The sequence below is a fragment of the Aliiroseovarius sp. YM-037 genome (assembly GCF_048060095.1).
Taxonomy (GTDB): domain Bacteria; phylum Pseudomonadota; class Alphaproteobacteria; order Rhodobacterales; family Rhodobacteraceae; genus JBLUOA01.
Genome location: NZ_JBLUOA010000001.1, coordinates 1325618 through 1346516 on the forward strand (window position 1 = coordinate 1325618; position 20899 = coordinate 1346516).

The following is a 20899-nucleotide window of genomic DNA, read 5'->3' on the forward strand; positions in this document are numbered from 1 at the left end:
CCTGCCACCGGAGAAACTGCGATGTTCAACGCCACAATGACGTTCGACCTTGGGGAAGAAGTGAATGCACTGCGCGACATGGTGCACCGTTGGGCGCAGGAACGGGTCAAACCGATAGCGGCGGAAATTGACGAGAAGAACGAATTCCCCCCCGAACTGTGGCAGGAAATGGGTGAACTCGGCCTGCTTGGCATCACCGTGCCCGAGGAGTTTGGCGGCGCCGATATGGGCTACCTCGCGCATGTCATCGCGGTGGAGGAGATTGCGCGGGCCTCGGCCTCTGTCTCTCTGTCCTATGGGGCGCATTCGAACCTTTGCGTCAACCAAATCAAGTTGAACGGCACTGCGGAGCAGAAGCAGAAATACCTGCCGGGGCTCGTATCCGGTGAACATGTCGGGGCGCTTGCCATGTCCGAAGCGGGGGCCGGCTCCGACGTGGTCGGGATGAAGTTGAAGGCCGAGAAAAAGAACGGCTACTACACCCTTAACGGCACGAAATACTGGATCACCAACGGCCCCGACGCGGAAACGCTGGTGGTTTACGCCAAGACCGACCCCGACGCTGGCAGTAAGGGTATGACGGCCTTCCTGATCGAGAAATCGATGAAGGGATTTTCGACCTCGCCGCATTTCGACAAGTTGGGGATGCGCGGATCGAACACGGCGGAATTGGTGTTTGAAGACGTCGAAGTGCCCTTCGAAAACGTGCTGGGCGAGGAAGGCAAGGGCGTGCGCGTCCTGATGTCGGGCCTCGACTTTGAACGGGTGGTGCTGTCGGGCATCGGCACGGGCATCATGGCGGCGTGCCTCGACGAAATCATGCCCTACCTCAACGAACGCAAGCAGTTCGGCCAGCCGATCGGGAACTTCCAACTGATGCAGGGCAAGATCGCGGATATGTATACCGCCATGAACTCCGCCCGCGCCTATGTTTACGAGGTCGCCAAGGCATGCGACCGCGGGCAGGTGACGCGGCAGGACGCGGCGGCCTGCGTGCTCTACGCGTCTGAGCAGGCGATGGTGCAGGCGCATCAGGCAGTGCAGGCGATGGGCGGGGCCGGGTTCATGAACGACAGCGCCGTCAGCCGCATCTTCCGCGACGCGAAACTGATGGAGATCGGCGCGGGCACGAGCGAGATCCGGCGGATGCTGATCGGTCGGGAGATGATGGGGGCGATGGGGTGAAGAAGTTCGTTCTGATTGGCCTTTTGTGTGTAACGATGCCCAGCCACGGCGTGGCTGAACCTTTTGCAATAGCTTGGCTGGAGAATTGCATGGAAGCTGCCAATTCTGATGCGCGTCCAAGGCTTGCGGCGTCGTACTGTAGCCAGAACGTCTATAATGTCTGCGAACACGCGAACTCTCCCCAAGCTTGCGCAGAGGCGGTTGTGCAGGTGATGAACGACGAAACGACGCGCCTTCTTGCGTCGATACCGAGTGAGTTTGGGACGAACGAGATCGAGCGCGATTTGTTCGCGGAGCGCTACAAAAGCGCAATGACCGGAGAAGGCCTGCCGCTTTGCGCGCAGGAGGACGGTTCCTATCCGGGATGCGATGCAGCCACCGCTGCTTGGAAGTATCAATTTGCCCGCGGCCTCGCGGTACAGACCGGCGTTGAATGAGAGAGAACAGCATGAAACTCCAATCCCAAACCCTCACCAACTCCGCAGATTTCCAGCGCCGTCGTGAAACGCATCTAGAGGCGCTTGAAGCCATCTCCGAAGCTGCGGCCCTCGCGGCCGCTGGTGGCGGGGAGAAGTCGCGAGACCGCCATATTTCTCGGGGCAAGATGCTGCCGCGGGAACGGGTGGCGAACCTGCTCGACCCCGGCTCTCCCTTTCTGGAAGTCGGCGCGACGGCGGCGCATGGCATGTATGGCGGCGCTGCCCCCTGTGCTGGTGTGATCGCCGGGATCGGGCGTGTGCATGGTCAAGAAGTCATGGTCGTCTGCAACGACGCCACGGTGAAAGGTGGCACTTATTACCCCATGACCGTTAAGAAACACCTAAGGGCGCAGGAGATTGCCGAGGAAAACCACCTGCCGTGCATTTACCTCGTCGATAGTGGCGGGGCGAACCTGCCCAATCAGGACGAGGTGTTTCCAGACCGCGACCATTTCGGCCGCATCTTCTACAACCAGGCGCGGATGAGCGCGAAGGGTATCCCACAGATCGCTGTCGTGATGGGGTCTTGCACGGCAGGTGGGGCGTATGTTCCGGCGATGTCGGATGTGACGATTATTGTGAAAGAACAAGGCACTATCTTCCTTGCCGGCCCCCCGTTGGTCAAGGCCGCGACGGGGGAGGTTGTGACCAGCGAAGACCTCGGCGGCGGAGATGTGCACACGCGCCTCTCTGGCGTTGCGGATTATCTGGCGGAGGATGACACCCACGCGCTGGCGCTGGCCCGCCGGGCGGTGGAGAGCCTGAACCGCGCGAAACCCACGACGGTCGATTGGCGAAACCCTGAGGAACCGGCTTATGATCCCGAAGAAATCCTCGGCGTCGTGCCTGTGGATCTGCGCACGCCTTATGACATTCGCGAGGTGATCGCGCGGCTTGTGGACGGGTCGCGGTTCGATGAGTTCAAACCCCGGTTCGGGGAGACTTTGGTTACCGGCTTCGCGCATCTGAAGGGTTGCCCGGTGGGCATCATCGCCAACAACGGCGTGCTGTTTTCCGAAGCGGCGCAGAAGGGCGCGCATTTCATCGAACTGTGTTCGCAACGGAAGATCCCGCTTGTCTTCCTGCAGAACATCACGGGCTTCATGGTCGGCCGGAAGTATGAGAACGAAGGTATAGCACGGCATGGGGCGAAGATGGTGACTGCGGTGGCCACAACCAGCGTGCCGAAGATCACGATGGTTGTCGGCGGCAGTTTCGGGGCCGGGAATTATGGAATGGCGGGAAGGGCTTACCAGCCACGCTTCATGTGGTCTTGGCCGAACAGCCGGATTTCGGTGATGGGCGGAGAGCAGGCTGCAGGGGTCCTCGCGACCGTAAAACGCGACGCGATTGAGCGGGCTGGAGGCAGCTGGAGTGCTGAGGACGAGGCCGAATTCAAGCGCCCGACGATTGAAATGTTCGAGGAGCAATCGCACCCGCTCTATGCCTCTGCGAGGTTGTGGGATGACGGGGTGATCGACCCGCGCAAAAGCCGTGATGTGCTGGCGCTGAGCCTGTCTGCGGCGCTGAACGCCCCGATTGAAGAGACGCGCTTTGGCGTGTTTCGGATGTGATGAAATCGGCGTGCAGACGATGTCGGCAATCTATGCACAACGTGTGCACATGATGTGCATACACTTTGCTTTGGCCGATGAAGAACAGAGTTTTCCGCCTTCGGCGGGGATATTTTTGGAAAATGGTGGGGCTGCGGAATGTTCACTAAAATCCTGATCGCGAACCGGGGCGAGATTGCGTGCCGGGTGATGGAAACGGCGCATCGGCTGGGTGTGAAAACGGCCGCGGTGTATTCGGACGCGGATCGGGCGGCGAAGCATGTCGAGATGGCGGACGAAGCCGTGCATATCGGCCCGCCCGCCCCGGCGGAGAGTTACCTTTTGGGCGACCGGATCATTGAGGCAGCCAAGGCGACCGGAGCGCAGGCAATCCATCCGGGCTATGGCTTTTTGTCGGAGAACCCTGATTTCGTCGATGCGGTTGAGAAGGCCGGGTTGGTGTTTATCGGACCGTCGGCGAAGGCGATCCGGGCGATGGGGCTGAAGGATGCCGCGAAAAAGCTGATGGAGGAGGCCGGCGTGCCCGTCGTTCCCGGCTATCACGGGGCGGAGCAGGGCAGCGATCACCTGAAGGCCGAGGCGGAGAAGATCGGCTATCCGGTTCTGATCAAGGCGGTTGCCGGGGGCGGCGGCAAGGGGATGCGGTTGGTCGAAAAGGCCGGGGATTTTCTGGACGCGCTGGAAAGTGCGCAAGGCGAGGCGAAAACCGCGTTTGGCAATGCGGATGTGTTGATCGAGAAATACATCACCTCGCCCCGACATATTGAGGTTCAGGTGTTTGGCGACGGCTCCAAAGCCGTACATTTGTTTGAACGGGATTGTTCGCTGCAACGCCGCCACCAGAAGGTGATCGAAGAGGCGCCCGCGCCCGGTATGACCGCCGAAATGCGCGAGGCGATGGGGGCCGCTGGCGTTCGCGCGGCGGAAGCGATTGGCTATTCCGGCGCGGGGACGGTGGAGTTCATCGTCGATGGCTCGGACGGGCTGCGCCCCGACGGGTTCTGGTTCATGGAGATGAACACGCGTCTTCAGGTCGAACATCCGGTGACGGAGGCGATCACGGGCGTCGATTTGGTCGAATGGCAATTGCGTGTGGCGAGCGGGGAGGCTTTGCCGAAAGCGCAGGACGATCTGACGATCAAGGGCCATTCGTTTGAGGCGCGACTATATGCTGAGGACGTGCCAAAGGGGTTTTTGCCCGCGACGGGGACGCTGACTCATCTGAAGTTTCCCGAAGGGGCGCGGGCCGATAGTGGCGTGCGGGCTGGGGATACGATTTCGCCGTTTTACGATCCAATGATTGCGAAGCTCGTCACCCACGGCCCGACCCGCGCCATCGCGCTTGCGCAGATGGAGCAGGCGCTGGCCACGACGGAGGTCGCGGGGTCGGTCACGAACCTTGGCTTTCTCAGGGCGTTGACGCGGCACGAGGGGTTCAAAGCGGGCGAGGTTGATACCGGCCTGATTGACCGCAATCTAGAAACGCTGGCGGTTGATCCGGTCCCGTGTTCCCGCGCGCGGTCGGTGGCGGCGTTGGGGTTTGCCGGGCTTGACCGGGCGCAGGGCGACCTTGCGGGGTTCGCGCTGTGGTCGCCGGTGGCGCAGACGATCCAGTTCCGGTTCCGGGAAGATGAGATCGCGGCACGGGTGACGACGCTGTCACCGACCAGGTTCCGCGTGGAGATCGACGAGGCCGAACACCAGGTCGAACGGGTCGGCGACGGCTGGCGTGTCGATGACGCCAAGGTTCCGGCCCGCGTCGTGCAGCTGGGCGATGCGGTCAGCGTGTTCTGGAGCAATGGCTATCATTTTGAACGGATTGATCCGCTGGATCGCGATGCTCATGCGTCCGGTGATGGCAACCTGATCGAAGCGCCGATGCCGGGGCTGGTCAAGGCGGTCTATGTGAAGGCCGGGGCGACGGTTTCGAAGGGTGACAGGCTTGCTGTGCTGGAAGCGATGAAGATGGAGCACGCGCTGCTGGCCGCGCGGGACGGCACGGTGGCCGAAGTGCTGGCCGAGGCCGGATCGCAGGTCGAGGCGGGCGCGGCGCTGATCCGTCTGGAAGATGCCGAGGACGCCGCAGCATGATCCGCCTGCACCATGCGCACCAGACCCGGTCGATGCGGGTGATCTGGATGCTGGAGGAGTTGGGCGTCGAATATGATCTTGTCGTGCATGATTTCTTCGATAAATCAATGCGATCCGAGGCGTTCTTAGCCGTCAGCCCAGCGGGGCGTGTGCCCGCGCTTGAGATTGACGGGCAGGTGATGCTGGAAAGCGGCGCGATGCTGGAACTGCTGGCCGAACGGTTTCCCGAGGCCGGGCTTGGCCGCGCGGCGGACCATGCGGAGCGGGCAGAGTGGCTCGACTGGTTGCACTATGCCGAAACGATGGGGCAGCACTGCGCGAACCTGACCCAATCCCACATCATGCTTTACGAAGACTGGATGCGTTCGCCCACCGTGATGAAACTAGAGGCGAAGCGGTTGGCCAAGGTGATCGAACGGATCGAGGCGCAGCTTGCCGATGGGCGCGATTGGCTGCTGGCGGGCGGGTTTTCGGCGGTCGATTGTGCGGTCGCTTATGGTCTTTATGTTGGGCAGCACTTTGTTCGCCTTGACGATCTGCCCAAGACACGCGCCTATTGGCAGAGTTTCTCGGCCCGTCCGTCATTTGCCAAGGCGCTTCCGCCGGACGGTGCGCGATTGCTTTATGCCCAGGAATTTTATGAGGTGCCGAATGGCTGAATATGTCGAAATCTTCGAGGTCGGCCCGCGCGACGGGTTGCAGAACGAAGAGGGCGAGATTGAAACAGAGGACAAGATCGCGCTGATCGACTGCCTGAGCCGCGCGGGGTTCCAGCGGATCGAGGTCGCGTCGTTCGTGTCGCCGAAATGGGTGCCGCAGATGGCCGATAGCGCCGAGGTGCTGGCCGGGATCAAGCGCGAAGGCGGCGTGAACTATGCGGCCCTTACCCCCAACATGAAGGGGTACGAGGCGGCCGTGGCGGCCAAGGTCGACGAGATCGCGATATTCGGCTCCGCCTCGGAAGGATTTTCAAAGGCCAACATCAACGCGACGATTGAGGAGAGCCTTGAACGGTTCCGCCCGGTGGTTGAAGCCGCGCGCCATATCGACCTGCCGGTGCGGGGTTACGTGTCGTGCGTGACGGATTGCCCCTATGACGGCCCGACGCCGCCTGAGAAGGTCGCAGAGGTCGCCAGCGCCCTGTTCGCGATGGGCTGCTACGAGGTATCGCTGGGCGACACGATCGGGAAGGCGACCCCGGACAGCATCGCGCGGATGCTGCTTGCGGTGCGGGAGGTCGTGCCGATCCACCGGATTTCGGGGCATTACCACGACACCGGGGGGAGGGCGCTCGACAATATCGACGCGTCGCTGTCGCTGGGGGTGCGGGTGTTCGATGCGGCCGTGGGGGGGCTTGGCGGCTGTCCTTACGCGCCCGGCGCGGCGGGGAACGTCGCGACGGAGGCTGTGGCCGCGCATCTGGACACTCTCGGATATGAAACGCGGCTTGATGCCGATGTGCTGGCCAAAGCGGCTGATATGGCGCGGGCCTTGCGGGCCTGATGGATAGGGCAGACCGATGTATAACACGCTGAAGATCGACACCGACGCGCGGGGCGTTGCGACGCTGACCCTATCGCGCGAAGACAAGCACAACGCGCTGTCTGAGGAGATGCTGGTTGAATTGACCGACGCGGCGGGAAAGCTTGGGGCGGACGCAAGCGTTCGCGTGGTGATCCTGACCGGAGCGGGCAAAAGCTTTTGCGCTGGCGGCGATCTGCGCTGGATGCAGGAACAGGTTGAGGCAGACCCGACGACCCGGATGCTGAAGGCCCGCAAACTGGCCGAGATGTTGCAGGCGATGAACACCATGCGGAAGCCGTTGATCGGGCGGGTGCAGGGGCAGGCGTTCGGCGGTGGCATTGGGATGATGTCTGTTTGTGATGTAGCCATCGGCGTGACCGGCGCGAAGTTCGGGCTGACCGAAACGCGGCTGGGTCTGATCCCGGCGACGATCGGCCCCTATGTCGTGGCCCGGATGGGGGAGGCGATGGCGCGGCGGGTCTTTATGTCCGCCCGGATTTTTGACAGCGTCGAGGCGGTGACGCTCGGATTGCTGGCGAAAGCCGTCGCGCCGGAGGATCTGGACGCAGCGGTCGAGGCCGAAGTCGCACCTTACCTGAACTGCGCACCGGGGGCGGTGGGTGACGCCAAGGCGCTGGTCCGCGCGCTTAGCCCCGAAATCTCGGAAGCGGTTATAGATGACACCATCGGGGCGCTCGCCGGACGGTGGAGCAGCCCTGAGTCTGCCGAAGGGATCAGCGCGTTCTTTGATAAGCGAAAACCTGCTTGGGTAGCGTAGGTTCCGCCGCGCCTCTGGAACCTTTCATCAGACCGTGCGTTGCTTCGTGATCTCAATGAACGGAGGATCATATGAAAAAGACGATTCTGGCACTCCCGCTGGTACTGATTGCCGCCGGTTGTGAAACCACCGAACAAAGTGCAATCGCCAGCGGACTAGGCGGCGCGGCACTCGGCGCGGCAGTCTCAAGCGGTGAAGACCGCACCCGCGGCGCCCTGATCGGTGCTGCGGCCGGTGTTGCCGCAGGCACGCTGATCGACCAGGCGAACCGCCCCGGCGACTGTATCTACGAAAACTCTCGCGGCCAGCGCTACGTCGCGAAGTGCCCATAAGACATTGATTTCCCGGCTGGGCGAAGGTCTGGCCGGGGTTTTCGTCTGGCGTCACGGTCGGTTTTGGTCGTGGTTGTCCGATTATTCCTGAGCTAAGCTGCGGCAGATGACCGGGCTACGTTCCACCTTTCAAAATCAACCTCTGCGGCGTCTTCTACTGGCGCAACTGCCTGCGGATTTTGCCGATTGGCTGGATTTCGTCGCCATTGGCGCGTTGCTCGCGTTCACGTGGGGTGCCGAGCCGATTGTCTTTGCGCTGCTCGCCGTGTGTCTGGGGCTGCCCTATGTGCTGATCGGGCCGGTCGCCGGAGTTCTGGTCGACCGCACCAGCATCAAGGCCGTCCTGATAACGAGCAATCTGGGCCGGGCGGTGATGACCGCTTCGCTTGCCTTTGCGCCAAGTTGGCAGGTGTTGCTGCCGCTGATACTGCTGCGCAGTTCGGTGGATGCGTTCTTTACCCCGGCAAAGCAGGCGGCAATTCAGGCGCTTACAGTGCCCGAGGGTCGGATGTCGGCGAACGGTATCAGCCACGCGATCAATCAGGCGTCAAAGATCGTCGCGCCCGGCGTCGGGGGTGCACTGTTGATCGTGATAGAGCCGGGCACCGTATTCCTGCTGAACGCCTGCGTATCATTGATCGCCGCGATGCTATTGGTCGGGCTGCCCGCAATCCTGCGCGACGCGCTCGAGTCCAACGGAAGGGAATCGCTGTTCGGCGGGCTGAAAGCCGGGTGGCGGCAGGTGTCGTCCAATCGCGTGCTGGCTGGGGCGCTGTCACTGATGGCGGCGGGGTATTTCGCCATGTTCTTTTACGACACGCTGATCGCGCCGCTGACCCGCGACCTTGGGTTTGACGAAACCGCGCTTGGTCTTGCGCTAGCAGCAGTCGGGGCAGGGGGTGTTTTGGGCTCTGTCTGGCTGGGTCTTGGCAAGGAAAGCGCCCGGCCGTTTCTGTGGATTGCGGTGGGGTCGTTCATTTCAGGTGTCGCGGTGGCGTTTGGCGGGGCGGCTGAGGCCGTCGGCGCGAATATTTCCCTTGGCGTATTCATCGGCATTTTCGGCGTCGTCGGGTTTTCCACCGCGATGGTTGTCGTGCCGGTTCGCACTATCATCCAGACTGAATGCTTGCCGGAACGGATCGCGAGCGTCACTGCGCTTAGCGAGGCTGCGAACACGACCGCGTTGCTGGTCGCGCCGTTCATTGGTGCCTTGATCGCGAGTTTCTCATCGGTCGGAGTCGCCTTTGTGATCGGTGGGGGCCTGCTGATACTGATTGCCGCACGCGCCTACGCCCTGTCCCGCGAAAACGGCTGATCGGCGTTGCCAGCTGGTCGTATACAGCGACAATTCCACCGAAACTTTTGCAGTAAATACACCACCTTTCGCCCCCGGCCTTGGTTGACCCCGCCCATGTGCAGGGATAAACCCGGATGAGCCAAGGCACGCGCCAAGACGCCACCTGAAGGAGCCAACAGTGGAAGACCTGCTGAGAGAGTACCTCCCCATCCTTATTTTCCTTGGGCTTGCAGTTGCCCTCGGGGCTGTTCTGATCCTCGCCGCGGTGATCCTTGCGGTCCGCAATCCGGACCCGGAAAAGGTGTCGGCCTATGAATGCGGGTTCAACGCGTTTGACGATGCCCGGATGAAGTTCGACGTGCGGTTCTACCTCGTGTCGATCCTGTTCATCATCTTTGACCTTGAAATCGCGTTTCTGTTCCCGTGGGCGGTGGCCTTCAAGGATGTGGGCCTTGTGGGGTTCTGGTCGATGATGGTGTTCCTTGCAGTGCTGACAATCGGCTTTGCCTACGAATGGAAGAAAGGGGCACTGGAATGGGAGTGAGCACATCTGCAAACACCGCGGGTGCCGACCGTGAAGTGGCCACGCAGGAGTTGAACCGCGAACTGCAGGACAAGGGATTCCTGCTGACCTCGACCGAGGACATCATTAACTGGGCGCGCACGGGCAGCTTGCACTGGATGACGTTCGGGCTGGCCTGCTGTGCGGTTGAGATGATGCATACGTCGATGCCGCGCTATGACCTTGAACGCTACGGCACCGCGCCCCGCGCCAGCCCGCGCCAGTCGGACCTGATGATCGTTGCGGGCACGTTGACCAACAAGATGGCCCCGGCGCTGCGCAAGGTTTACGACCAGATGCCAGAGCCGCGCTACGTGATCTCAATGGGATCCTGCGCCAACGGGGGCGGCTATTACCACTACAGCTATTCCGTGGTGCGCGGCTGTGACCGGATCGTGCCGGTCGATATCTACGTGCCGGGCTGTCCGCCGACCGCCGAGGCGCTGCTATACGGCATCCTGCAACTGCAACGCAAAATCCGCCGCACCGGCACCATCGTGAGGTAGGCCATGGCCGATGACATGCAGACAGAGGCGCTGAACGAACTTGGCGCCAAGATCGAGTTGAAGCAACCGGACGCTGTTCTGGGCTATTCGATTGCCCATGATGAACTGACCGTCGACGTGGTTCCGTCCGCGATCGTGGGGCTTGTCGAATTCCTGAAAGCCGACCGGAACTGCCGCTTCTCGACGCTGATTGACATTACGGCAGTGGACTACCCGGCGCGGGACAAGCGTTACGACGTCGTCTACCACTTCCTGTCGATGTATCAGAACCATCGCATCCGCCTGCGCCTGTCGATCCGCGAACAGGACATGGTCGCGTCGATCACAGATGTTCACCCCTCGGCCAATTGGTTCGAACGGGAAGTGTTCGACATGTTCGGCATCCTTTTCACCGGGCATCCCGACCTGCGCCGTATCCTGACGGATTACGGGTTCCGTGGCCATCCGCTGCGCAAGGATTTCCCCACGACGGGTTATACCGAGGTCCGCTATGACGAGGCGCAGAAACGCGTGGTCTACGAGCCGGTGAAGCTGGTCCAGGAATACCGCCAGTTTGATTTCATGTCCCCGTGGGAGGGCGCGGAATACATCCTTCCCGGTGACGAGAAGGATGAGGAGGCCAAGGCGTAATCCATGGCCCAGGCAACGCTCATGTACGGGATCGGCGCGACGAAGGCGGGGACAAGCTGGCTCTACCGCTATCTGGACGCGCATCCGGACTGTGCGATGTCCGATCCGAAAGAGCTGCATTTCTTCGATACGCTGGAAACCGGGCGCAGTAAGTCGCAGGTGGCCGCCATTGAGGAGCGGATCGCGAAGGTAGAAGAAAAGCGCGCGCGGTTTCAGGGCGCGTACGGCGACAAGCTGGATGCGAAGATCGCCGCACTGACCGAATGGCGCGATGTGCTTGCCTCGGGTGAGGACGATACCGAACGCTACCTTGGTTATCTTTACCGCGATGCGGCGGATGCGAAACTCGTCGGTGATATCACCCCGGCCTATGCGATGCTGCCTGAGGCGCGGTTGCGCCAGATGGCAACGCTCGCCCCCGTGACGCGGTTCGTTTACCTGCTGCGCGACCCGGTGGCGCGGTTGTGGTCGAACATTCGGATGGTGGCGAAACGGCAGGCCAAGGCCGCCGGCGACGTTGCCGGGATCGCCGCGCGAATGGTGCAGAAGGTGCTGGCGGGCGAGGAAAAGAACGCGATGGCGCGGTCAGACTATGCCGGGGCGCTGTCGCGGCTGGATCGCGCGGTGCCGGCGGCGTCGCTGTTCGTCGGCTTTTACGAAACGCTGTTTTCCGACGCGAGCATTGAAAAACTGTGCCGCTTCCTTGGCATCGCGCCACGGCCCGGCGACTACGGAGACAGGGTGCATGGCGGCGTGCCCGTCACGCTGGAGGATGAGGCGCGTGGCGCGCTTTCGCGCCTGCTGGCCCCGCAATATGCCGCGATGGAGGCGCGCTTCGGCACGCTTCCCGATGCATGGCAACAGAACATGATGAAGGTGTGAGATGATGGACGGCACCAAGTTTGACGATGCCCAAACGGGCGAACAGAAGATCCGCAACTTCAACATCAACTTTGGCCCGCAGCACCCTGCGGCGCACGGGGTGTTGCGGTTGGTGCTGGAGCTTGACGGCGAGATCGTCGAACGGTGCGACCCGCATATCGGTCTGCTGCACCGTGGCACCGAAAAGCTGATGGAGTCGCGCACCTATCTGCAAAACCTGCCCTATTTCGATCGGCTGGATTACGTTGCGCCGATGAACCAGGAACATGCTTGGTGTCTGGCGATTGAAAAGCTGACCGGGGTAGAGGTGCCGCGCCGCGCGTCGCTGATCCGGGTGCTTTATTCGGAAATCGGGCGGGTGCTGAACCACCTGTTGAACGTCACGACGCAGGCGATGGACGTTGGCGCGCTGACCCCGCCGCTTTGGGGCTTTGAAGAACGCGAAAAGTTGATGGTGTTCTACGAACGCGCCTGCGGAGCCCGCCTTCACGCCGCGTATTTCCGCCCCGGTGGGGTGCATCAGGATCTGCCGCCGGAGCTTCTGGACGATATTGAGGAATGGGCCGACCATTTCCCCAAAGTGCTGGACGATATCGACGGGTTGCTGACCGAAAACCGTATCTTCAAGCAGCGTAATGCTGATATCGGCGTCGTGACCGAAGAGGAAATCCTCGATTGGGGATTCTCCGGCGTCATGGTGCGCGGATCGGGCCTCGCGTGGGATTTGCGGCGATCGCAGCCTTACGAATGCTACGATGAGTTTGAGTTCCAGATTCCCATCGGCAAGAACGGTGACTGCTATGACCGTTACCTGTGCCGGATGCAGGAAATGCGGGAATCGACCAGCATCATCCGTCAGGCGATTGAAAAGCTGCGGGCCGAGCCGGGCGAGATCCTCGCGCGGGGCAAGATTACGCCGCCAAGCCGGGGCGATATGAAAACCTCGATGGAAGCGCTGATCCATCACTTCAAACTTTATACCGAAGGCTTCCACGTTCCGGCGGGGGAGGTTTACGCCGCCGTCGAAGCGCCGAAGGGCGAATTCGGCGTTTACCTAGTGGCCGACGGCACCAACAAACCCTACCGCAGCAAAATCCGTGCGCCGGGCTTCCTGCATTTGCAGGCGATGGACCATATTGCGACTGGCCACCAACTGGCCGACGTCGCGGCGATCATCGGGACGATGGACGTGGTGTTTGGGGAGATCGACAGGTGAACACCGAGATCATTCGAAAATATAATGATTTCTTCTCTCTACTCAAGAATGTTGCTTGGGTAATCGGGTTAGCAGCACTGATTCCGAGTGCGCTGATTTATATATGGAGCGATCGAACGAAAGAATTTGTAAGATATGACGACCAAATTCAACTGATTTTGCGTAGCGAGGGGACTGACTACGTGCTGTCGTCGGAAGGCCGGAACGGTCAAACAGGCAACACCGGCTCGCAGTCTGTCAACGCTGTGGGAGTTCCCGGTTCGACGCGGACGTGGAAGCTGCAACGAGTGGAGCCGAACTGATGTTGGGCGGTTTCTGCAAAAAACAAGTTGATCGGATTCCGGCCAACTCACCGGTGCCGGCATGAGCGTGCTGTCACTCTCTGTGCTGCTGTTGCTTGCGAGCGCGACGCTCGCGCTCGCGTCGGTTCGGATCGACTCGCCCGCCGTGGCGCGTGCCTATGTGGACAGCGTGTTTGCCGAAAACGACTGCACCATGCGGTATTCCGCATTTGTCGACCGGATGCACGCGGACGGGATCATCCCAACGGAGGCTGAAAAGCTGGACCCGCATACGGGTGTGACGAAATTCATCGGCCAGCGCCGCGTTTTTGCAGTGATGGAAACCCTCTTTGCTTCGGGCGGGCTGTGCGCCGATGAAGCTGACGAAACAATCGCAATTTCCAAATTTGGAGGATGCGCCTGATGCTGCGCCGTCTTCACCAGACCCAACCCGAAACATTTGCTTTCACCCCTGAGAACAAGGCGTGGGCCGAGGCCCAGATGACCAAGTTCCCCGAGGGGCGGCAAGCCTCTGCCATCATCCCGCTGCTGTGGCGCGCGCAGGAGCAGGAGGGATGGCTGACCCGGCCCGCAATCGAACACGTCGCGGAAATGCTCGGTATGGCCTATATGCGGGCGCTGGAAGTTGCGTCTTTCTACTTTATGTTCCAACTGCAACCCGTTGGTTCGGTTGCGCATTTCCAGATTTGTGGCACGACATCCTGCATGATCTGCGGGGCTGAGGATTTGATGGCGGTCTGTCAGGACAAGATCGCGCCGAAGCCGCATCAGCTGTCCGAAGATGGCAAGTTCAGCTGGGAAGAGGTCGAGTGCCTTGGGGCCTGCACGAACGCCCCGATGGTGCAGATCGGCAAGGACTACTACGAAGACCTGACCGCCGAACGGTTTGGGGAAATCATCGACGAACTCGCCGCTGGCAAAGTGCCTGTGCCGGGGCCGCAAAACGGACGCTACGCTGCCGAGCCGCTGTCGGGCCTGACCTCACTGACCCACCACGAAAGCGGCCGCACGCAGTATAACGCGTCGGCGCAGTTGGCGGTTGATCTTGGCGATACGATCAAGCGGATCGACGGGACCGAGGTGCCCTTGGTGACACCTTGGCTTGGCAAGGGCAAAGCTTCGCCCAAGCGCACCGAAAAGAAGATCGAAGAGCCGAAACCCGCGAAGTCGAAACCGGTCAGCGAAACCGGTGTGACGAAGCAAGAGGCGGATGCGAAGACCAAGGCGAAGCCGGTGCAGTCAGATAACGCTGGTGGCTCTGGCACCAAGCCCGCGACGATGGCCGCGCCGCGCGATGCGGGCGCGGATGACTTGAAAAAGATCAAGGGTGTCGGGCCGAAACTTGAAAAAATGCTGAACGCGCTCGGCTTTTACCACTTTGACCAGATCGCTGAATGGGGCGCTGACGAAGTGGAATGGGTCGATCAGAACCTTGAAGGGTTCAAGGGCCGGGTCAGCCGGGATAACTGGGTCGATCAGGCCCGCGTGCTTGCCGAGGGCGGCGACACCGCGTTTTCAAAGAAAGTCGATAAAGGAGGCGTCTACTGATACCGGAACTCCGGTCAGGGGCATCGTATGAGAATGATGACGGCAACGCATAAATTCAAAACGGGCTGCATGACAGCCACCATTGCGGTCGTCGTATGTAACCCAGGGGGGATTTAAAGATGACTGCCAAGAATGACGGCTTTTTTAATTGCACCAACATTTGTTGGATCATCGGGGCGCTTGTCGGCCTCGCCGTGTTCATGCTGCTTTCGGGGCGGTTCGGGATGCACTGGCTGATCGCGCTTGTGATCGCGATTGTCGTGCTGGTCGGGTTGGCGATGTGGCTGCAAAAGATGTTCTGCCAGACGATTGAGGCAGAGACAGGATCGCCGATAGTCCAGAAGGTTCTGGAGGAGGAAGAATCCTCTGCCGGGCAGGCCGCTGCGGTTGAGCCGGTCGAGACTGCGCCGCCAATGGTAGCCGAACCCGCGCCGCGGCCTGAGAATGCGGCCGCGACCGAAGCCCCGCTGAAGGCTGAGGCCGAGGTGCCAGCCGCAGACAGCGCCGATGTGGCTGAGGACGCGCCGGAAATCCTGGCGGGTCCGCGTGGCGGTGCTGCGGACGACCTCAAGAAAATATCGGGCGTTGGGCCGAAGCTTGAAAAGACCTTGAACGAGATGGGCTTCTACCATTTCGACCAGATCGCTGCGTGGACGCCTGCGCAGGTGGCTTGGGTTGATTCTCGGTTGACGTTCAAGGGGCGGATCGAACGGGACAACTGGATCGCGCAGGCGCGTGATCTGGATTTGGCCAAGGGCTAGGAATGACGATGGCATTGACCCCGGAACAGGACAAAGCGCTGGCGCGGCAGGCGAGGGTGGTTTCCCTTGTCATTGCGGCGGCGATGATGTGCTGGATCGGGGTGAATTGGCTGGGGTCGAAACTGGAATGGGCGCAATCGACGCGCATCCTGTTCGACCTGGCCGCGATTGCAGCGTTCGTATGGGCGCTGGTTGTGGCGGTGCAAATCTGGCGGAAACGCCGGGACGGATAATGACAGCCGGGCGGATGCTCGGCGCAGGATGCGGGCCACGGCCCGGTGAATGAAGGATGACGAGATGCTGAAGGACCAGGACCGGATCTTTACCAATCTCTACGGTATGCACGACCGCAGCCTTGCGGGTGCAAAGGCGCGTGGCCATTGGGACGGAACCGCAGGGCTGATTAAGAATGGCCGCGACTGGATTGTCGATCAGGCCAAGGCGTCTGGTCTGCGCGGGCGCGGCGGCGCCGGCTTTCCGACGGGGCTGAAATGGTCCTTCATGCCGAAGGAAAGCGATGGTCGCCCGGCCTATCTGGTCATCAACGCCGATGAATCCGAACCCGGCACCTGCAAGGACCGGGAGATCATGCGCCACGATCCCCACACGCTGATCGAAGGGGCGCTGATCGCGAGTTTCGCGATGGGCGCGCATGCCTGCTACATCTACATCCGCGGCGAATTCATCCGCGAACGCGAAGCCCTGCAAGCCGCGATCGACGAGTGCTACGAAGACGGTCTGCTCGGCAAGAACGCGGCGAAGTCCGGTTGGGACTTTGACCTTTACCTGCATCACGGCGCCGGCGCCTATATCTGTGGTGAGGAAACAGCGCTGCTGGAAAGCCTTGAGGGCAAGAAGGGCATGCCGCGTATGAAGCCGCCTTTCCCCGCGGGAGCAGGGCTTTATGGCTGCCCGACGACGGTGAACAACGTCGAATCCATTGCGGTTGTGCCGACGATCCTGCGGCGCGGGCCGGATTGGTTCTCGTCTTTCGGGCGGCCCAACAACGCGGGAACCAAGCTGTTCGGCATCTCGGGCCACGTGAACAACCCCTGTGTCGTCGAAGAAGAAATGTCGATTCCGCTGAAAGAACTGCTCGACCGTCACTGTGGCGGCGTGCGGGGCGGCTGGGACAACCTCAAGGCGGTGATCCCCGGTGGATCGTCCGTGCCGCTGCTGCCGAAAGACATCGCGGATGAGGCGATCATGGATTTCGATTGGCTGCGCGAACAACGCTCGGGCCTTGGCACGGCGGCGGTGATCGTGATGGATCAGAGCACGGACGTCATCAAGGCGATCTGGCGGTTGGCGAAGTTCTACAAGCACGAAAGCTGCGGCCAGTGCACGCCCTGCCGCGAAGGCACCGGATGGATGATGCGCGTCATGGATCGTTTGGTGAAGGGCGATGCGGAAGTCGAAGAGATCGACATGCTGCTCGACGTCACGAAACAGGTCGAAGGCCACACGATCTGCGCCCTCGGTGACGCGGCGGCTTGGCCGATCCAGGGTCTGATCCGCCATTTCCGGGACGAAATTGAAGATCGCATCAAGCACAAGCGAACCGGCCGCGTGTCGGCGGTGGCGGCTGAATGATTGTTGGTAGGGAGTAACAGGCAGATGTTGAACAATATCGGTCTTCCGGGTCTTCTTCTTGTGGCCTGCATGCTTCTGGTTCCGCTGGTTTTCTGGCGGATATTCGACAAGGCCGGATATAACGGCGCTTGGGGGCTGCTGTCTCTCGTGCCGGGGGCTGCGATGGTCCTTCTTGTTTTCTTGGCGTTCGCCACTTGGCCGAATGAAAGAACAGCAAGCAGGGTGGCAGCCGAATGATTATCCGTTCCCTCATTGCCCTTACTCTGATCGGATCGGTCAGTTCCTGCGGGATTTTTCGGACGGTCGATGCACAGGCGGCGCGGTCGATGCCGTTTCGCGCGAAGCTCGACAAGGGGGAGGAGCGGGACTTTTCGGTCGCGGTCGTTCACAACGGCAGCGGCGTGGATGAGGTGCGCGAAAGCGTGCGCTTCCCGGCGACGCGATATTGCCTGCTGACGTTCGGCGGGTCAGAGGTTGATTGGGCAATGGACTCTGCGACGGGCGATTGGGCGTTTGCTCAGAATGGCGACAAGCTGATCTTTAACGGTCGGTGTACGAAGAGGTAGGGCAGGTGCAACCAAAGAACCATCACCTTGCGGAGTTGAACGTCGGGCGTCTGATCGCCCCGACGGATGATCCGCGCGTGGCTGAGTTCATGGAAGCGCTCGACCGGATCAACGGCATGGGCAAGCGGATGCCCGGTTTCGTCTGGATGATGGAAGGATCGGGGGAACCGGGTCGCGGCAACACCGAAAACAACATCGGGACCGATCCGCGGCATGTCGCGAACCTGACCGTCTGGGAAACTGTCGAAACGCTTGAAAGCTTTGTCTGGAACACCGTCCACCGTCAGTTCTACGACCGCCGGAAAGAGTGGTTCGAGGTTCTGGGGGAAATGCATTTTGTCATGTGGTGGGTGCCCGAAGGCTATCAGCCGACATTGGAAGAGGCGCTGGAACGGCTCGACCACTTGAAAGCTGAGGGTGACAGCGATTATGCGTTCGGCTGGTCCTACCTGAAAGATGCGCATTTGTGGAAAACCCGCAACTGCAATGAACTGGCGGCGGAGTAGCGGCATGTTTGGTGGGCAAACCCAAATATTCCCGTTTTTGCAAGGTGTTAACGCTTGCGAATGGTCCGCTGGGGCGGGGCGATATTGTATATCACCCATGCGGTTCCTTTCCTTTCTTATGAAAGGAAACCAAACATGACACATACATTCAAAGCTCTAGCGACTTCTGCGGTAGTCCTTGCCACGGCAACGACGGCCCACGCGGCCAGCCTGCGCGACAATGCAGAGGTGAACAACGGTCTGATCCTCGCCGGGATCACCGAAACGATTTATGAGACCTGTCCGACGATCAGCGTGCGTAAGTTGCGCGGGATCTTCTATCTCAGGTCGCTATACACGATGGCCAAGAACGCGGGCTTCTCGGAAGAGGAGATCGAGGCCTATGTCGATAACGAAGAGGAAGAGGCCCGCCTGCGTGCGCGGGTCAATGCCTGGCTGGCCGACAAGGGTGCGGTCGAGGGCAATCCAGAAACCTATTGCGCCGTTGGGCGGGCCCAGATCGCGGCCGGCAACCAGATTGGCGTTTTGTTAAGGGCAGACTGAACCATGAGTGACCTACGCAAAATCATCATCGACGACACCGAGGTTGAGGTCGACCCGGCGATGACGCTCATTCAGGCGTGCGAGCAGGCGGGGATCGAAATCCCCCGCTTTTGCTACCATGAACGCCTGTCGATCGCCGGGAACTGCCGGATGTGTTTGGTCGAAGTCGTGGGCGGCCCGCCCAAACCCGCCGCGTCCTGCGCGATGCAGGTGAAAGACTTGCGCCCCGGGCCGGAAGGCCAGCCGCCGGTGGTCAAGACGAATTCGCCCATGGTGAAGAAGGCCCGCGAGGGCGTGATGGAGTTTCTGCTGATCAACCACCCGCTTGATTGCCCGATCTGCGATCAGGGAGGTGAGTGTGATTTGCAAGATCAGGCAATGGCTTACGGCGTGGACTTCAGCCGCTATCGCGAACCGAAACGGGCGGTGGATGAACTGAACCTCGGCCCGCTTGTCGGGACGGCGATGACCCGGTGCATTTCCTGCACCCGCTGCGTGCGCTTCACCACCGAGGTCGCCGGGATCAGCCAGATGGGCCAGACGGGGCGCGGTGAGGATGCCGAGATCACCAGCTATTTGAACGAAACGCTCGACAGCAACCTGCAGGGCAACATCATCGACCTGTGTCCGGTCGGCGCGCTGACGTCGAAGCCGTATGCCTTCACTGCTCGTCCGTGGGAGTTGACCAAGACGGAAACCATCGACGTGATGGATGCGCTCGGGTCGAACATCCGCGTGGATACCAAGGGGCGTGAGGTCATGCGCATCCTGCCCCGCAACCATGACGGCGTGAATGAGGAGTGGATCTCCGACAAGACGCGCTTTGTCTGGGACGGGCTGCGGCGGCAGCGGCTGGACAAGCCCTATGTCCGCGACGGCGGCAAGCTACGCCCCGCGACGTGGGGCGAGGCGCTTGGCAAGGCGGCAGAGGCGATGAAAGGCAAAACCGTCGCGGGGCTGGTTGGTGATCTGGCCCCGGTCGAGGCCGCGTTCGCGCTGAAACAGCTTGTCGAAGGGCAGGGTGGCCGCGTCGAATGCCGGACGGATGGTGCGAAGCTGCCCGCGGGCAATAGGTCGGCCTATGTCGGCACGGCGACCATCGAAGACATCGATAGCGCCAAGATGATCCAACTGATCGGCACAAACCCCCGGACCGAGGCGCCTGTGCTGAACGCTCGCATCCGTAAGGCTTGGCTCTCCGGGGCGGAGGTTGGTCTGGTGGGTGAGGCGGTCGATCTGACCTATGATTACCACCACGTCGGCACGGATCGCGCTGCGCTGACCGGGCTGCTTGAGCATAAGTTCGAGAAAGTGCTCGACGTTCCGTCGCTGATTATCGTTGGCCAAGGCGCGCTGCAAGAAGCGGATGGCGAAGCGGTGTTGAGCCAGGCGATGAAGCTGGCCGAGGCGACTAAATCAAAACTGCTGGTGCTGCATACCGCGGCCTCCCGCGTTGGGGCGATGGATATTGGTGCAGTGACCGATGGCGGCGTGACTACGGCGCTGGATGGCGCGGATGTGGTCTATAACCTTGGCGCGGATGAAGTCGACATCGCGGCAGGGCCGTTCGTGATCTATCAGGGCAGCCATGGCGACCGGGGTGCGCACCGGGCGGATGTGATCCTGCCGGGGGCCGCCTATACCGAAGAACAGGGGCTGTTCGTCAACACCGAAGGCCGCCCGCAACTCGCGCTTCGGGCCGGGTTCGCACCGGGCGAGGCCAAGGAAAACTGGGCGATCCTGCGGGCGTTGTCCGGGGAGCTTGGCACGACCTTGCCCTATGACAGCCTTGCGCAGTTGCGGCAGGCCTTGGTGGCTGAGGTTCCGCACCTTGCCGCGATTGACGATGTGCCTGAAAACGACTGGACACCGATCGCCGAACGCGCGCCGGGTAAGGCCGATCTCCGCAATGCGGTTGCGGATTTCTACCTGACCAACCCCATCGCCCGCGCCTCGACCCTGATGGCGGAGCTTTCGGCGAATGCCAAAGCGCGCGGCAGCGACAAGCTGGCGGCGGAGTAGGG

The 20899-nt window shown here is 61.2% G+C and carries 25 protein-coding genes; all 25 read left to right on the forward strand.

Translation table 11 applies throughout. From position 1 onward, the window contains the following. The first annotated feature begins 21 nt into the window (after window positions 1–21). The 25 genes from ACEWPJ_RS06515 (at window position 22) to nuoG (ending at window position 20897) form a co-directional block, all read left to right on the forward strand. Window positions 22–1185, forward strand: coding sequence for an isovaleryl-CoA dehydrogenase (locus ACEWPJ_RS06515; protein ID WP_416511832.1), 1164 nt, complete (start codon window positions 22–24; stop codon window positions 1183–1185). Then, window positions 1182–1622, forward strand: coding sequence for a hypothetical protein (locus ACEWPJ_RS06520; RefSeq protein WP_416511833.1), 441 nt, complete (start codon window positions 1182–1184; stop codon window positions 1620–1622). Before ACEWPJ_RS06515 ends, ACEWPJ_RS06520 begins: the two co-directional genes overlap by 4 nt. A gap of 11 nt (window positions 1623–1633) precedes the next feature. Continuing rightward, a complete protein-coding gene (locus ACEWPJ_RS06525; protein WP_416511834.1) occupies window positions 1634–3238 on the forward strand; it encodes a carboxyl transferase domain-containing protein in 1605 nt (534 codons plus the stop codon). A 138-nt stretch (window positions 3239–3376) separates the two neighbouring features. Then, window positions 3377–5329 (forward strand): biotin carboxylase N-terminal domain-containing protein, encoded by a 1953-nt coding sequence (locus ACEWPJ_RS06530; RefSeq protein ID WP_416511835.1) that lies wholly within the window; start codon window positions 3377–3379, stop codon window positions 5327–5329. Further along, complete coding sequence (locus ACEWPJ_RS06535) at window positions 5326–5988, forward strand: glutathione S-transferase family protein (protein ID WP_416511837.1); 663 nt, start codon at window positions 5326–5328, stop codon at window positions 5986–5988. The genes ACEWPJ_RS06530 and ACEWPJ_RS06535 overlap by 4 nt, the downstream gene beginning before the upstream one ends. Continuing rightward, window positions 5981–6832 carry a hydroxymethylglutaryl-CoA lyase gene (locus tag ACEWPJ_RS06540; RefSeq protein ID WP_416511838.1) on the forward strand — a complete coding sequence of 284 codons (852 nt, stop codon included), beginning with the start codon at window positions 5981–5983 and terminating at the stop codon, window positions 6830–6832. Before ACEWPJ_RS06535 ends, ACEWPJ_RS06540 begins: the two co-directional genes overlap by 8 nt. A 16-nt stretch (window positions 6833–6848) precedes the next feature. After that, window positions 6849–7631, forward strand: coding sequence for a crotonase/enoyl-CoA hydratase family protein (locus ACEWPJ_RS06545; protein WP_416511839.1), 783 nt, complete (start codon window positions 6849–6851; stop codon window positions 7629–7631). 71 nt (window positions 7632–7702) lie between these two features. Next, complete coding sequence (locus tag ACEWPJ_RS06550; RefSeq protein WP_416511840.1) at window positions 7703–7963, forward strand: glycine zipper 2TM domain-containing protein; 261 nt, start codon at window positions 7703–7705, stop codon at window positions 7961–7963. A 106-nt stretch (window positions 7964–8069) separates the two neighbouring features. Further along, the gene (locus ACEWPJ_RS06555) at window positions 8070–9278 is read left to right on the forward strand and encodes an MFS transporter (protein WP_416511842.1); all 1209 of its coding nucleotides are present in this window, start codon (window positions 8070–8072) and stop codon (window positions 9276–9278) included. 160 nt (window positions 9279–9438) lie between these two features. Beyond that, window positions 9439–9804, forward strand: coding sequence for an NADH-quinone oxidoreductase subunit A (locus ACEWPJ_RS06560; RefSeq protein ID WP_416511843.1), 366 nt, complete (start codon window positions 9439–9441; stop codon window positions 9802–9804). Further along, window positions 9795–10328, forward strand: a complete 534-nt coding sequence (locus ACEWPJ_RS06565) for a NuoB/complex I 20 kDa subunit family protein (RefSeq protein ID WP_416511844.1) — start codon at window positions 9795–9797, stop codon at window positions 10326–10328. Before ACEWPJ_RS06560 ends, ACEWPJ_RS06565 begins: the two co-directional genes overlap by 10 nt. Before the next feature lie 3 nt (window positions 10329–10331). Further along, entirely contained in the window at window positions 10332–10958 is a 627-nt protein-coding gene (locus tag ACEWPJ_RS06570; RefSeq protein WP_416511846.1) for an NADH-quinone oxidoreductase subunit C, read from the forward strand. Between the two features lie 3 nt (window positions 10959–10961). Further along, window positions 10962–11840: a sulfotransferase gene (locus ACEWPJ_RS06575; RefSeq protein ID WP_416511848.1), complete on the forward strand. Its 879-nt coding sequence runs from the start codon at window positions 10962–10964 to the stop codon at window positions 11838–11840. Between the two features lie 4 nt (window positions 11841–11844). Then, window positions 11845–13056, forward strand: coding sequence for an NADH-quinone oxidoreductase subunit D (locus ACEWPJ_RS06580; RefSeq protein WP_416511849.1), 1212 nt, complete (start codon window positions 11845–11847; stop codon window positions 13054–13056). Beyond that, window positions 13053–13358: a hypothetical protein gene (locus ACEWPJ_RS06585; RefSeq protein WP_416511851.1), complete on the forward strand. Its 306-nt coding sequence runs from the start codon at window positions 13053–13055 to the stop codon at window positions 13356–13358. Before ACEWPJ_RS06580 ends, ACEWPJ_RS06585 begins: the two co-directional genes overlap by 4 nt. 61 nt (window positions 13359–13419) lie before the next feature. Further along, window positions 13420–13761: a hypothetical protein gene (locus ACEWPJ_RS06590; RefSeq protein ID WP_416511853.1), complete on the forward strand. Its 342-nt coding sequence runs from the start codon at window positions 13420–13422 to the stop codon at window positions 13759–13761. Beyond that, complete coding sequence (locus ACEWPJ_RS06595) at window positions 13761–14906, forward strand: NADH-quinone oxidoreductase subunit E (RefSeq protein WP_416511854.1); 1146 nt, start codon at window positions 13761–13763, stop codon at window positions 14904–14906. The genes ACEWPJ_RS06590 and ACEWPJ_RS06595 overlap by 1 nt, the downstream gene beginning before the upstream one ends. Window positions 14907–15025: 119 nt before the next feature. After that, window positions 15026–15667 (forward strand): hypothetical protein, encoded by a 642-nt coding sequence (locus tag ACEWPJ_RS06600; RefSeq protein ID WP_416511855.1) that lies wholly within the window; start codon window positions 15026–15028, stop codon window positions 15665–15667. Window positions 15668–15669: 2 nt separating this feature from the next. Beyond that, complete coding sequence (locus ACEWPJ_RS06605) at window positions 15670–15900, forward strand: DUF5337 domain-containing protein (RefSeq protein ID WP_416511857.1); 231 nt, start codon at window positions 15670–15672, stop codon at window positions 15898–15900. Window positions 15901–15964: 64 nt separating this feature from the next. Further along, complete coding sequence (gene nuoF / locus ACEWPJ_RS06610) at window positions 15965–17260, forward strand: NADH-quinone oxidoreductase subunit NuoF (protein ID WP_416511859.1); 1296 nt, start codon at window positions 15965–15967, stop codon at window positions 17258–17260. Between the two features lie 24 nt (window positions 17261–17284). After that, a complete protein-coding gene (locus tag ACEWPJ_RS06615) occupies window positions 17285–17497 on the forward strand; it encodes a hypothetical protein (protein ID WP_416511860.1) in 213 nt (70 codons plus the stop codon). Then, on the forward strand, window positions 17494–17826 hold the full coding sequence (locus ACEWPJ_RS06620; protein WP_416511861.1) for a hypothetical protein: 333 nt from the start codon (window positions 17494–17496) through the stop codon (window positions 17824–17826). The genes ACEWPJ_RS06615 and ACEWPJ_RS06620 overlap by 4 nt, the downstream gene beginning before the upstream one ends. Continuing rightward, the gene (locus ACEWPJ_RS06625; RefSeq protein WP_416511863.1) at window positions 17811–18332 is read left to right on the forward strand and encodes a DUF3291 domain-containing protein; all 522 of its coding nucleotides are present in this window, start codon (window positions 17811–17813) and stop codon (window positions 18330–18332) included. Before ACEWPJ_RS06620 ends, ACEWPJ_RS06625 begins: the two co-directional genes overlap by 16 nt. Before the next feature lie 135 nt (window positions 18333–18467). After that, window positions 18468–18875 carry a DUF5333 domain-containing protein gene (locus ACEWPJ_RS06630; protein WP_416511865.1) on the forward strand — a complete coding sequence of 136 codons (408 nt, stop codon included), beginning with the start codon at window positions 18468–18470 and terminating at the stop codon, window positions 18873–18875. Between the two features lie 3 nt (window positions 18876–18878). Then, window positions 18879–20897, forward strand: coding sequence for an NADH-quinone oxidoreductase subunit NuoG (gene nuoG / locus ACEWPJ_RS06635; RefSeq protein ID WP_416511866.1), 2019 nt, complete (start codon window positions 18879–18881; stop codon window positions 20895–20897). Window positions 20898–20899 lie beyond the last annotated feature (2 nt).